This window comes from Streptomyces rugosispiralis (genome assembly GCF_024505145.1).
In the GTDB taxonomy this organism is placed as follows: Bacteria; Actinomycetota; Actinomycetes; order Streptomycetales; family Streptomycetaceae; genus Streptomyces; species Streptomyces rugosispiralis.
In genome coordinates, this window is the sequence record NZ_JANIAA010000012.1 from 99,886 (window position 1) to 112,114 (window position 12,229).

The window sequence follows — 12,229 nt, forward strand, 5'->3', positions numbered from 1 at the left end:
GGCATGAGGCTGCTGGACGCCATCCTGGGGCGCACCAAGCCGGTGCGCCCCGACCTCGACCGGCTCTTCGGGCTCCCGGGCGCCGCGGTCAGCCTGGAGGCGGGGGCCGGGTTCACCCCGACCGGGCGGGGCTCGGTCTGCTTCGCGAGCGTGGAGGGCGGCGCCTTCTCCCAGCTCCAGCGGGATGTGCGGGAGCTGCTGGACGCGGACACGGAGCGGGGCGGGGTGCCCGTGGAGTTCAGCCAGGACGCGTACGGCTACACCTGGCTGCTGGCCCGGCAGCGGCCGGACGATGTGGCGGGCCTGGTGAACGATCTGCACGCGGTCAATTCGCTGCTCCAGGACGGGGGGTTCGGCCCGCAGCTGCTGTGCTCGCTGATCGGCTTCCAGGATCCGGCGGGGCGTTCGCTCGCGCTGGTGTACCTCTACAAGCGCGGCACCTTCTACCCCTTCGCACCGCTGCCGGGCGTCGCGGAGAAGCGGGACAACGCGCTGGAGCTCCAGATGCGGGCGCTGCTCGGGGACGATCTGCGGATCGAGGAGGACCTGAGCCGCTGGTTCCCGGTCTGGGGCGCACCGGGTCTCTGACCTTCTCGTTCTTGGTCGGAAGCTCCGACTCCAGCGGGCCCACGCCCAACTCCCCCGACCCGAAGCGGAATCCACGGGCCGGACGGCCCATCAGGCATAGGACCCGTCTCGCAGGGCACGTTCTACCTTCGACATCCCACGACGGAATGTGACCTGACGCCCGGGGGAGGGTCAAATGAGTTATTTGCGCGGATTCCTGCCGTGGATCGCCCTTGCGATCGTGTCCACGCTGGGCTGGCAGTGGGGCGCCCTGGCCGGGCTGGTGCTGGGGGCCGCGATGCTGATCCGGGCCCGTCGGGCGGGCCTGGCCGCCGACGCCCTCATCCTCGAATGCAGCACGGTGGCCTTCTTCACCGCCCTGACGATCTTCGCCTTCGCCCGCCCGGACAGTGGACTCAAGGACTACGTCGGCGCGCTGGCGCTGGGCTGGCTGGCCGTCACCGCCTGGACGACGCTCGCCGTGGGGCGGCCCTTCACCACCGGTATCGCCCGGCGCCAGGCACCGCCCGAGGTGTGGGACACCTACGCGTTCAGGCATATCAATGTGGTGATCACCCGGGCCTGGTCCATCGCCTTCACCCTCTCCGCCGCGGCCATGGTCGTGGTCGTCTCCGCCGGTCTGGGCGTGGTGGCGGCGCTGGCGGTGCAGTTCGCCGGGTTCGTCCTTCCGGCCCTGTTCACCGCGTGGTACCCAGGATGGGCGCGGTCCCGGCTGGCCCCGGCCGCACATCGGGCATAGCCCCCGGACCGGTTGTGGATACCCTCGGTAACCCCCTCCGGTCGGAGCCTGTCCCCTACGGGCGCGTCAGACCCGAGGACGAGGCGAATCCCACCGTCTGGAGTGACGCCGCCCGTGTCTCACACCACTACCGTCGAACACGTGACTGTGATCGCCACCGAAAGTCTGAGCAAGCGGTTCCCCCGCGTCACCGCGCTCGACCGGCTGTCCGTCGACATCGCACCAGGGGTTACCGGCCTGGTGGGTGCCAACGGCGCCGGTAAGTCCACGCTGATCAAGATCCTGCTCGGGCTGTCCCCCGCCAGCGAGGGCCGCGCTTCCGTGCTCGGCCTCGATGTGGCGAAGGACGGCAGCGCCATCCGCGAAAGCGTCGGCTATATGCCCGAGCACGACTGTCTGCCGCCCGATGTCTCGGCCACCGAGTTCGTCGTCCACATGGCGCGCATGTCGGGGCTGCCGCCCTCCGCGGCCCGCGAGCGCACGGCCGACACCCTGCGCCACGTCGGGCTGTACGAGGAGCGGTACCGCCCGATGGGCGGCTACTCCACGGGCATGAAACAGCGGGTCAAGCTGGCCCAGGCCCTGGTGCACGACCCGCGCCTGGTGCTGCTGGACGAGCCGACCAACGGACTGGACCCGGTCGGCCGCGACGAGATGCTCGGGCTGATCCGCCGCGTGCACACCGAGTTCGGCATCTCGGTCCTGGTCACCTCGCATCTGCTCGGCGAGCTGGAGCGCACCTGCGACCACGTCGTGGTCATCGACGGCGGCAAGCTGCTCCGCTCCAGCTCCACCAGTGACTTCACCCAGGCCACGGCCTCCCTCGCGGTCGAGGTGACCGACACCGCCGACCACCCGGACGGCACCACGGCGCTGCGCACCGCGCTCGACCGGGCCGGGCTCACGGTCCAGCCCGCCGGCCGCGGCGCCGACGGTTCGCCCGGCTCCGACCATGTGCTGCTGGTCGACGTCGCGGGCGAGGAGACGTACGACACGGTCCGCGACACCATCGCCGGCCTCGGCCTCGGCCTGGTCCGCATGGAGCAGCGCCGCCACCGCATCGCGGAGATCTTCCGGTCCGGCGACGAGGACGCGAACGCCGCCGGGGCAGCGAACGCCGCGGAGGCAGCGAACGCCGCCGCAAGCGCACACGGGAACGGAGGTGCCGTCGATGCCGCCTGAGACCGTGACCCAGCAGCGCGCCGACGTCATTCACAACATCGGCTACCGCCACTACGAGGGCCCGCGCCTCGGCCGCGCCTACGCCCGCCGCTCGCTCTTCTCCCAGAGCCTGCGCGGCGCCTACGGCCTCGGCCGCTCGGCCAAGTCCAAGGTCGCGCCGATGCTGCTGTTCGCCGTGATGTGCATGCCCGCCGCGATCATCGTCGCGGTGGCCATCGCCACCAGCGCGAACGAGCTGCCCGTCAAGTACACCCGCTACGCGATCATGCTGCAGGCCGTGATCGGCCTCTACACCGCCTCCCAGGCGCCGCAGTCCGTCTCCCGGGACCTCCGCTTCAAGACGATCCCGCTCTACTTCTCGCGGCCCATCGAAACGATGGACTACGTGGTGGCCAAGTTCGCCGCCATGGCCTCCGCGCTGTTCATCCTCACCGGCGCGCCCCTGCTGATCCTCTACGCCGGGGCACTGCTCGCCAAGCTGGACTTCGCCGATCAGACGAAGGGCTTCGCACAAGGACTGGTCTCCGTGGTTCTGCTCTCGCTCCTCTTCGCCGGCATCAGCCTGGTCGTCGCCGCGCTCACCCCGCGCCGCGGCTTCGGCGTCGCCGCCGTCATCGCCCTGCTCACCATCTCCTACGGCGCGGTCTCCGCCGTCCAGGCCATCACCTGGGACCAGGGCAACACCGGCCCGGTGAGCTGGATCGGGCTGTTCTCGCCGATCACCATCATCGACGGGGTGCAGACGGCGTTCCTCGGTGCCACCTCCTCGTTCCCGGGCGGGGTCGGCCCCGGTACCGGGACCGGCCTCGTCTACGTCCTCGTTCTCCTCGGCCTGATCGCCGGCTCGTACGGGCTGCTGATGCGCCGCTACCGAAAGGTCGGCCTGTGACCACGATCGCCATCGACAACGTCTCCCGCTGGTTCGGGAACGTCGTGGCCGTCAACGACGTGACCATGGACATCGGCCCCGGTGTCACCGGGCTCCTCGGCCCCAACGGCGCGGGCAAGTCCACCCTCATCAACATGATGGGCGGCTTCCTGGCCCCCTCCACCGGGTCCGTGACCCTCGACGGCGCGCCGATCTGGCGCAACGAGGAGGCGTACCGCCACATCGGGATCGTCCCCGAGCGGGAGGCGATGTACGACTTCCTCACCGGCCGCGAGTTCGTGATCGCCAACGCCGAGCTGCACGGGCTGCCCGATCCGCGCGCCGCGGCCCGTAAGGCGCTCGACACCGTCGAGATGGACTACGCGGGCTCCCGGAAGATCGCCACGTACAGCAAGGGCATGCGCCAGCGCGTGAAGATGGCCTCCGCGCTGGTGCACGAGCCGTCGGTGCTCCTCCTGGACGAGCCGTTCAACGGCATGGACCCCCGGCAGCGGATGCAGCTGATGGATCTGTTGCGGCGGATGGGCGCCGAGGGCCGCACCGTGCTGTTCTCCTCGCACATCCTCGAGGAGGTCGAGCAACTGGCGGCGCATATCGAGGTGATCGTCGCGGGGCGGCACGCCGCCTCCGGCGACTTCCGCAAGATCCGCCGGCTGATGACGGACCGCCCGCACCGCTATCTCGTCCGGTCCAGCGACGACCGCGCGCTCGCGGCGGCCCTGATCGCCGACCCGTCGACCACCGGTATCGAGGTCGACGCGAGCACCGGCGTCGACGGCGGGCTGCACATCCAGGCGGTGGATTTCGCCCGCTTCACCGAACTGCTGCCCCGGGTCGCCCGCGACCAGGGCATCCGACTCCTCACGGTCTCGCCCTCCGACGAGTCCCTGGAGAGCGTCTTCTCCTACCTCGTCGCGGCCTGAAAGGAGCCCACAGCGATGTCCTCGCTCTACCACCCCACCGTCGCGCGGCTCACCTACCGGGCCCTGCTCGGCCGCCGCCGTGCGCTGATCCTCTTCACCCTGCCCGGTCTGCTGCTGCTGATCTCGGTCGCCGTACGGCTGCTGACCGGATCGGACGACGGCACGGCCGACGCGATCCTCGGCGGCTTCGCGATGGCCACCATGGTCCCGCTGATCGGCGTGATCGCCGGTACCGGCGCGATCGGCCCGGAGATCGACGACGGCTCGGTCATCTATCTGCTGGCCAAGCCGGTGAAGCGGCCGACGATCATCGTCACCAAGCTGATCGTGGCGATCGGCGTCACGGTCGCCTTCTCCGCGATCCCCACTCTGCTCGCGGGCTTCGTGCTGAACGGCAACGCGAACCAGGTGGCCGTCGGCTACGCCGTAGCCGCCGCCGTGGCCTCCGTCGCCTACAGCGCGGTCTTCCTGCTGCTGGGCACCGTGACCAGGCATGCGGTGATCGCGGGGCTGGTCTACGCCCTGGTCTGGGAGACCTTCTTCGGCAGCCTGGTCGCCGGGGCCCGCAAGCTCAGCGTGCAGCAATGGGCGCTGGCGCTCGCGCAGAAGGTCGCCGACGGCGACGTGATCACGTCGGACGTCGGCCTGGCGACCGGCGTCATCCTGCTGCTGGCCGTGACCGTGGCCGCGACCTGGTACGCGGGCCGCAAGCTGCGCACGCTGACCCTGGCGGGGGAGGAGTGACCACGGAGTGACCACCGGCGCGAGGTGATGCCCGCGGGGGCCGCCCAGCGGTCCGTGCACGCCTTACGGTCGCCATCGCGCCGGTACGGCGGAGCGGCCGCCGGTGGTCTCCGCAGTGGCGGCGGTTGTCGGAATGACGGCCGCCGCCGCGGTGTGTCCGGGGGCCGCGTTGGCCCGGTCCAGGGCGGAGGCCACGGCCGCGGACGAGCCGAGCAGGACCGTCGCCGCCACACAGGCCACGGTCCAGGGGGCCCGCAGCAGCCGCCGCCAGGGCCGCCGGGCGTCGCCCGCGCCCGCCGTGGCCCGCGCGCCGTGGGTGGTCCTCGCCTCGTCCGTGCCGCTCATGCCGCTCATCCCGTCCTCCGGTCCTCGTCGATGCCGTGGCATCGAGACTGGCGGCGGGACTTGTCGGCCGGCTCTCCATGGCATGAGGGCGGGCTGTGAAGCCGCGAGACCGCACGGGCGCGGGCAAGACGGACCTTCTCGGACCGCTCAGGCCCGGATCCTGCGGTCGCGGCCCGCTCCCAGGCCCAGCACCGCCAGCGCCCCGCACACCACCAGCATCAGCGTGAGCGGCAGTCCCCAGCCGCCGGTGGTCTGGTGCACCGCGCCGAGCGCCAGCGGGCCCACCGCGGCCAGCAGATAGCCCCAGGTCTGCGCCATCCCGGACAGCCGCGCCGAGGTGTGGGCGTCCCCGGTCCGCAGCACCATCATGGTCAGCGCGAGCCCCACGGCCCCGCCCTGGCCGACGCCGATCAGCGCCGCCCACACCCACGCCCCGGCGGCGGGAGCCACCAGCAGGCCCGCGATACCGGCGCCCATCAGCGTCGCGACCGCGACGGCCAGCGTCCGCTGGGAGCGCATCCGCCCGGCGAGGGTGGGCACCACGAACGAGCCGACCATCTGCAGCATGGTGCTGAACGCGAACACCAGCCCGGCCGCGCTCTTGCTCATGCCGTGGTCGGTGAAGATCGTCGGCAGCCATGCGATGCAGACGTACGCGATCGACGACTGCAACCCCATGAACAGCGTGACCTGCCAGGCCAGCGCGGAGCGGCCCAGCCGCGGCCCCGCGTCCGGTGTCGTCCTTACGGGCGTCGCCGCGGGCTCGCCGTGATGCGTTCCGCGCCGTGCGAGCACCGTCTGCGGTATCCAGACCAGCGCCGCGACCGCCGCCAGCAGCGACCAGGAGGCGAGCGAACCCCGCCAGCCGCCGAGCGCGTTCTCCAGGGGCACGGCGGAGGCGGCGGAGAGCGTCGCCCCGCCGATCATCGAGGTGGTGTAGAGCGCGGTCATCCCGGCGGCCCGGTGCGGGAAATCCCGCTTGACCAGGCCCGGCATCAGCACATTGAGGAACGCGATCCCGCTGCCGACGAGCGCGCCCCCGGCGAAGAGCGCCATGACGGGCGGCGCCACCCGCAGCAGTATGCCGCCGAGCAGCAGCACCAGCGCGCTCAGCAGCACCGCCTCGGTGCCCCAGCGCCGGGCGAGCCGCGGCGCGAAGGGCGAGGCCAGGCCCATGAAGATCAGCGGAATGGTGGTGACCAGACTGCCCATGGTCGCGGACAGCCCGAAGTGGCCGCTGATCTCGCCGAGGAGCGGGGAGACCCCGGCGAGCGCGGCCCGCATATTGAGCGACGCCAGCACGATGCCGATCAGGAGAAGCGCGGGGTGGGCCCGCAGGGTGCGCCGCGCGGCGGTCACCTCGGGGGTCGGCCGCAGATCCGTCTCGGCGTCCACGAGCAGGGGCTCGGCCTCGGGTCCTGGGGTGTGCGGGCGTGGCAAGAAGAACTCCGTTCCGTAGTGGATGAGGTGCGGCGGCAGGGCGCTACGAGACCGCCGAGCGGGACCTCAGCCGGTGGCGAGCAGCGCCTCGATGGCGCGTTTCGGCGCCTCCAGCAGCGCCCGAGCCGCCGCCTCGGCGGCCGCCGGGTCACCGGAGGCGATCGCGTCGACCAGGGCACGATGGTCGGCGGGGACGATGCTGGGCACCTCGCGGTCGCCGAGCGAGGCCACCAGCGAGTCCCGCACCGAGCTGCTGAACCAGCCGTAGGTCGCGCTCAGCGCGGCGTTGTGCGCGGCGTCCACCACGGCGATGTGGAACTCGAGGTCATGGGCGGCGTGCAGCTCGTGGTGGCCGACGGCGGGCCGCTCCTCGCCCCGCGCGAACGCCTCGAGCGACTCCAGCGCGGCCCGGATCCGCCGCAGATCCGCGGGGCTGTGCCGGAGCGCGGCCAGCCGCGCGCCCTCCGCCTCCAGCGCGATCCGCAGCTCCAGCACATCCCGGATCCCGGCGCGCCGCACATCCCGCATGACTTCGGAAGGGTCGGTCGTGGAGACCACGAAGGTGCCCTCGCCCTGCCGGGACTGCAGCATCCCCGCGTGTACGAGGACGCGGACCGCCTCGCGGACCGTGTTCCGGCCGACCTGGAGCTGCTCGGCGAGGGCATGCTCGGTGGGCACGCGGTCCCCGACCTGCCACTCACCCTCGGTGAGCTGTGCGCGCAACTGCTCCACCACGGTGTCGACCAGCGACCGCCGCCCCGCCGCCCGCAACGCCATCCCTCTCGGCTCCCTCACTTGATTCACCCGGTTGCCCAGTCATCCTACAACTCGCGTCGAAAGGCCCGGTGGGCGGGTCGCGCCCCGCCCACCGAACTCCTCCGGTCCGCTACCCGCGCCGCCGCTTGGCGCGCCGCGCCCGCCGCTGAGCCGCCTCGGCCTTGAGCGTGGCGACGTCCCTGCGGACCTCGGTCATGTCCTCGCCGAGATCACAGAGCCGCTCGCTCATGGCGCAGATGACCCGCCCGTGGGCGTCGAGCCGACGGTCCATGCCGTCCAGCCGGGCGGAGACCCTGGCCATCCACGGCGCCAGCTCCCGCAGCGTGGAGCCGACATCCGCCAGACACGCCTCGACGGCTTCGAGACGTGTCCCGATCGGCCCGGCCAGCATCCGCTCGGTGAGGATCTGTTCGAGCGGAAGCCGTTCCGCCCCGGCTTCCGCCCTGGCTTCCGGTCCGCTCCGGGCCGACTCCTCGATATCGAGGAGGTAAGTGCGTACCCGCCTGGCGATATCGCTGTCCCGTAACAGCATCGCGACATTCAGTACCGCGCGGCGGGGGTAGAGGGTGAGGTGAGCGCGGCCCTGTGGATAACTCGAATTTGAAAGGTCCAAGTTGGACCTTTCAAAGACTTGCAGCTCAGAGCCTCGGAGGATATGCATCCCGTTGCTCTGGAACTCCTCCCGATGCCGCTTGGCCAGACTCTTGACGGCTTCTTCCCCAACCTCGAAGTACTCCGCGACCATGCGCGTAGTGATATGCAGCCCATCGGGCAGCATGATCAGGACCTTGACCTTGTCGAGGACATCCGTCCGTTCGATGACGCTGTCGCGCAGCGCACGCGACTCCAGTAGTGCGATCTCAGGTGGCATAGGTGTGCCTTCCGGTGTGGATTCGAGTGATGGTCACGCCCCACCAGCCAGGGGCCAGGCCGCCCGTATCCAGGGACCAGGAGCGGAGGCTGCCAACCTCTTTCGGACCCAACCGCCGTGACATCACTGCCCGTCGGTCCGTCGCCCGGCCGAGGCTCCAGCTCGCGTTGCCTCCGCGCATAACGCGTATATGGAACAACGATCCGATCGCGGGCGGGTTACTCGCACCGCGTCGCGTTGACGGACGTCGGCCTCAATGCCGCGAGGGGCGGGCGCCGTCGGGCGCCCGCCCCTCGCTGTACCGCGTCGTATCGCGTCGGCCACCGCTCAGGCGTGGACCGGCTCCGACGGGGATTTCTCGGGGGTCGGCTTCGGGGGCGTGCCGCCGGGGCCGCCGCGGACGATGGCAAGGACCAGGAGGCCCGCCGCCAGGGCCGCGATGCCGGCGATGACGCAGATGCGGTCGAGACCGGCCGCGAACGACTCGTGGACCAGGGTGCGCGCCGCGTCCGCCCGTGCCGGGGGCGCGGCGGCGATCACGGCGTCGGCGTGGCCGCCGCTGATGGCCTCGGCGGCCCGCCCGGCCGCGCTGGCCGGGACGGTGTCGCCGCCGTCCACCATGTCTCGCACCCGCGTCGCGAACACCGTGCCCAGGACGGCGATCCCCAGTGCGTAGCCCAGTTGCCGGAAGGTGTTCACCGCGCCGCTGGCCATGCCCGCACGCTCCGGCGGGGCCGAGCCGAGGGCCGCCGAGACCAGCACCGGCATGGCCAGGCCGATCCCCAGACCGGCCAGGGCCAGACCGGGGACGAAGGCGGTCCAGTCCGTGTCCGGGGTCACCATCGCCGCGTTGACCAGCGCGCCCGCGCCCACCAGCAGCAGTCCGACACCCAGCGCCCGCCCGGGGGCGACCCGGTCGAGCAGCCGTCCGCCCGCCGCGCCGACGACCAGCGAGACGCCCGCCATCGGCGTCACCGCGAGCCCCGCCTGCACCGGGCTCATCCCCAGCACCGTCTGCAGCCACAGCCCGGCGTAGGTGAGATACGGGAAGGCCGCCGCCTGGAGCAGCAGGGCCGCCGCCATCAGCACCGCGAACGTCGGGCGGCGCATCAGCCCCAGGTCCAGCAGCGGCTGCCGCTTCCCGCGCTCCAGCAGGACGAAGGCGAGCAGCGCGACCGCGGCCGCCACCAGCGCGGTGACCGTGCCGGTGTCGGCCCAGCCCTCCTCGCCGCCGCGCATCAGCCCGTACGTCAGCGCCCCGGCGCACACGGTGAACGTGGCGGCGCCCGGCCAGTCGATGCGCACCCCCGCCGCGCCGCGCGACTCCTCGATGGAGCGGACCGTGATCCACACCGCGATCGCCGTCAGCGGCAGATTGACCAGGAAGATCGCGCGCCAGTCGACATACTCGGTCAGCACCCCGCCCAGCACCGGGCCGACCGCCGCGGCCGCCCCACTCGTACCGCCCCACACGCCGAAGGCGATACCGCGGTCGCGTCCTGAGTACGTGGCCATCAGCAGCGGGGTGTTGGTGGCGAACATGGCCGCGGCCCCCGCCCCCTGCACGGCGCGGGCCGCGATCAGCACCCCGGCGTCCGGTGCCAGACCGCAGGCCAGGGAGGAGATCGCGAACACCGCGAGGCCGACGAGGTACAGCCGCCGCCGTCCGAAGAGGTCCGCCGCCGATCCGGCCACCATCAGCAGCGCGGCCAGCGCCAGCGCGTAGATGTCCATCACCCATTGGAGGGAGGTGAAGGACGCGTCCAGCCCCCGTGCCACCTGGGGCAGCGCGGTGTTCACAATCGTGACGTCTATCAACAGCATGAAGTTGCCGAGGGTGATGGCGGCGAGCGGCCACCATGATCTGCGCATGACTGACTCCGGGATCCGGCACATTCCGACAAGGGGAGGCGGGGCCGGCCCCGAGGGCGGTTCCCGCGGCTCTTACGGTCGCCCCGGCCCGGCCGCTTCTCCCAGCCGGCCCCGACTCCGGCGGCGATATCCGACAGCCGCTAGCTTTGTGCGGTGGAATCCGACGCGTACGACGACCTGGACCGGGCGCTGGTGCACGCCCTCCAACTCGACGGCCGGGCCCCCTTCAGCCGGTTCGCCGAGGTGCTGGGCGTCTCCGACCAGACCGTGGCCCGCCGCTACACCCGGCTGCGGACGACGGGAGCGCTCCGGGTGCTGGGGCTCACCGATCCGGCGGCGGTCGGCGAGGTGGTCTGGCTGGTGCGGGTGCGGTGTCTGCCGGACGCCGCCCTCCCGGTGGCCGAGGCGCTGGCCCGGCGGCCCGACACGTCCTGGGTGCATGTGCTCTCCGACGGCACCGAGGTCGCCGCGTCGACGCGGGCGGCGTCCGGGCAGGACAGCGACGCCCTGCTGCTGCGCAAACTCCCGCAGACCCCACGGGTGGTGGGGGTGAGCGCGCACTGCGTACTGCATGAGTACTACGGCGGGGAGCAGAACCTGGTCAACAAGTCCGACGCGCTGACAGCCGAGCAGATCCGGCGGCTGCGCCCGCCCGTCGTGGACCGGTCGAAGGGCCCGCGCCGACCGGTGAGCGCCGAGGACCGCAAGCTGCTGGACGTCCTCGCGCGGGACGGGCGGGCTCCGCTGGCCGAACTGACCGCCGCCACCGGCTGGTCGCAGTCCACGGTGCGCCGCCGGCTGGCCGAGCTGCGCGCCGACGGCACCCTGTACTTCGACGTCGTCTACACCAACCGGATGTTCCGCCAGACCGTCACCACCACGATGTGGCTGTCGGTACGGCCTTCGGAACTCGCCGCCACCGGGCAGCGACTCGCCGACCACCCCGAGGTGGCGTTCGCATGTGCGACCACCGGAACGAAGAATCTGATGGCGACCGTGGTCTGCGCCGATGTCCCGGCCCTCTACACCTATCTGACCACCCGTATCGCCGAACTCCCCTCCGTACGGGACATGGAGACCTCCCCGATCCTCCGCAGGATCAAGGGTCCGGGACCGCTGCTCACCCCTCCCTCCCAGGTGCCCTGGCGCCCCTCCTGAACAGCCCGTTCCACGGCGGTAGTTGGAGGAAGCTCCGAAACTCCGGTGGTCGAACTCTGTTCATCTCTACGTCGATGTAGATCTTGACGGTTGTCAGGGACCTGGCGAACTCTTGGCGTGCGCTGGATCACACCGCGCCGCCCCCTCGTGCAGCCATGGGCTTTTGAGGGCGCGTCAGACGGAAAAACGGAGGGAACCCGAATGCGTCGCCTCGTCACGAGTCTCGCCGCCACCGCGGTCACCGCGGCCGCCACCATCGCCCTGGCCGCACCCGCCCAGGCGGTCCCCGCGGACAAGCAGCAGGTCCTCACCGGCTGGACCCAGACCAGCGCCAGCAGCTACAACACCTGGCTCGCGGCGCGGAACAACCAGGGTGCCTGGACCGCCTACCAGTTCGACTGGTCCACCGACTACTGCAGCAGCTCCCCCGACAACCCGTTCGGCTTCCCCTTCCAGACCGCCTGCGCCCGGCATGACTTCGGCTACCGCAACCACAAGGCGATGGGCATCTTCGACGCCAACAAGTCGCGCCTCGACAGCGCCTTCTACGAGGACCTGAAGCGGGTGTGCAACGCCTACAGCGGTGCCACCAAGACGTCGTGCGACGCCACGGCCTGGACGTACTACCAGGCGGTCAAGATCTTCGGCTGACGATCCCCACTGCCGAGCCCGGATGCCGGGCGGTCCGCCGAGGCGGCCGC

The 12,229-nt window shown here is 71.5% G+C and carries 13 protein-coding genes; 8 read left to right on the top strand and 5 right to left on the bottom strand.

Annotated elements, in window-relative coordinates; translation table 11 throughout:
- Positions 1-3: 3 nt before the first annotated feature.
- The 6 genes from pspAB (at position 4) to NP777_RS20370 (ending at position 5,065) form a co-directional block, all read left to right on the top strand.
- Positions 4-588 carry a PspA-associated protein PspAB gene (gene pspAB, locus NP777_RS20345; protein ID WP_256651592.1) on the top strand — a complete coding sequence of 195 codons (585 nt, stop codon included), beginning with the start codon at positions 4-6 and terminating at the stop codon, positions 586-588.
- A 175-nt stretch (positions 589-763) separates the two neighbouring features.
- Entirely contained in the window at positions 764-1,327 is a 564-nt protein-coding gene (locus tag NP777_RS20350) for a hypothetical protein (RefSeq protein WP_256651593.1), read from the top strand.
- A 114-nt stretch (positions 1,328-1,441) separates the two neighbouring features.
- Positions 1,442-2,509: an ABC transporter ATP-binding protein gene (locus tag NP777_RS20355; protein WP_256651594.1), complete on the top strand. Its 1,068-nt coding sequence runs from the start codon at positions 1,442-1,444 to the stop codon at positions 2,507-2,509.
- On the top strand, positions 2,499-3,398 hold the full coding sequence (locus NP777_RS20360) for an ABC transporter permease (RefSeq protein ID WP_256651595.1): 900 nt from the start codon (positions 2,499-2,501) through the stop codon (positions 3,396-3,398). The genes NP777_RS20355 and NP777_RS20360 overlap by 11 nt, the downstream gene beginning before the upstream one ends.
- Positions 3,395-4,321 (top strand): ABC transporter ATP-binding protein, encoded by a 927-nt coding sequence (locus NP777_RS20365; protein WP_256651596.1) that lies wholly within the window; start codon positions 3,395-3,397, stop codon positions 4,319-4,321. The genes NP777_RS20360 and NP777_RS20365 overlap by 4 nt, the downstream gene beginning before the upstream one ends.
- A 15-nt stretch (positions 4,322-4,336) precedes the next feature.
- On the top strand, positions 4,337-5,065 hold the full coding sequence (locus NP777_RS20370; RefSeq protein WP_256651597.1) for an ABC transporter permease subunit: 729 nt from the start codon (positions 4,337-4,339) through the stop codon (positions 5,063-5,065).
- A gap of 63 nt (positions 5,066-5,128) precedes the next feature.
- Here NP777_RS20370 and NP777_RS20375 read toward each other — a convergent pair whose 3' ends face one another.
- From NP777_RS20375 to NP777_RS20395, 5 genes are all read right to left on the bottom strand, one after another.
- Entirely contained in the window at positions 5,129-5,419 is a 291-nt protein-coding gene (locus NP777_RS20375) for a hypothetical protein (protein ID WP_256651598.1), read from the bottom strand.
- A 138-nt stretch (positions 5,420-5,557) separates the two neighbouring features.
- The gene (locus NP777_RS20380; protein ID WP_256651599.1) at positions 5,558-6,850 is read right to left on the bottom strand and encodes a CynX/NimT family MFS transporter; all 1,293 of its coding nucleotides are present in this window, start codon (positions 6,848-6,850) and stop codon (positions 5,558-5,560) included.
- Between the two features lie 66 nt (positions 6,851-6,916).
- Positions 6,917-7,627, bottom strand: a complete 711-nt coding sequence (locus tag NP777_RS20385; protein ID WP_256651600.1) for a FadR/GntR family transcriptional regulator — start codon at positions 7,625-7,627, stop codon at positions 6,917-6,919.
- A gap of 109 nt (positions 7,628-7,736) precedes the next feature.
- A complete protein-coding gene (locus NP777_RS20390) occupies positions 7,737-8,498 on the bottom strand; it encodes a DUF1664 domain-containing protein (RefSeq protein WP_256651601.1) in 762 nt (253 codons plus the stop codon).
- Positions 8,499-8,825: 327 nt separating this feature from the next.
- The gene (locus NP777_RS20395) at positions 8,826-10,370 is read right to left on the bottom strand and encodes an MFS transporter (protein WP_256651602.1); all 1,545 of its coding nucleotides are present in this window, start codon (positions 10,368-10,370) and stop codon (positions 8,826-8,828) included.
- Positions 10,371-10,523: 153 nt separating this feature from the next.
- On the opposite strand from NP777_RS20395, the gene NP777_RS20400 reads away from it, so the two are divergent.
- Both NP777_RS20400 and NP777_RS20405 read left to right on the top strand, forming a co-directional pair.
- Positions 10,524-11,528, top strand: a complete 1,005-nt coding sequence (locus tag NP777_RS20400; protein WP_256651603.1) for an Lrp/AsnC family transcriptional regulator — start codon at positions 10,524-10,526, stop codon at positions 11,526-11,528.
- 201 nt (positions 11,529-11,729) lie between these two features.
- The gene (locus NP777_RS20405; RefSeq protein WP_256651604.1) at positions 11,730-12,179 is read left to right on the top strand and encodes a phospholipase; all 450 of its coding nucleotides are present in this window, start codon (positions 11,730-11,732) and stop codon (positions 12,177-12,179) included.
- Positions 12,180-12,229: the final 50 nt, after the last annotated feature.

What these genes read in the sequence shown, in the direction of transcription:
- NP777_RS20360 (WP_256651595.1), top strand. Translation starts at nt 2,499, where the DNA reads ATGCCGCCTGAGACCGTGACCCAGCAGCGCGCCGACGTCATTCACAAC.
- NP777_RS20405 (WP_256651604.1), top strand. Translation starts at nt 11,730, where the DNA reads ATGCGTCGCCTCGTCACGAGTCTCGCCGCCACCGCGGTCACCGCGGCC.
- NP777_RS20350 (WP_256651593.1), top strand. Translation starts at nt 764, where the DNA reads ATGAGTTATTTGCGCGGATTCCTGCCGTGGATCGCCCTTGCGATCGTG.
- NP777_RS20390 (WP_256651601.1), bottom strand. Translation starts at nt 8,498, where the DNA reads ATGCCACCTGAGATCGCACTACTGGAGTCGCGTGCGCTGCGCGACAGC.
- NP777_RS20370 (WP_256651597.1), top strand. Translation starts at nt 4,337, where the DNA reads ATGTCCTCGCTCTACCACCCCACCGTCGCGCGGCTCACCTACCGGGCC.
- pspAB (WP_256651592.1), top strand. Translation starts at nt 4, where the DNA reads ATGAGGCTGCTGGACGCCATCCTGGGGCGCACCAAGCCGGTGCGCCCC.
- NP777_RS20385 (WP_256651600.1), bottom strand. Translation starts at nt 7,627, where the DNA reads ATGGCGTTGCGGGCGGCGGGGCGGCGGTCGCTGGTCGACACCGTGGTG.
- NP777_RS20395 (WP_256651602.1), bottom strand. Translation starts at nt 10,370, where the DNA reads ATGCGCAGATCATGGTGGCCGCTCGCCGCCATCACCCTCGGCAACTTC.
- NP777_RS20375 (WP_256651598.1), bottom strand. Translation starts at nt 5,419, where the DNA reads ATGAGCGGCATGAGCGGCACGGACGAGGCGAGGACCACCCACGGCGCG.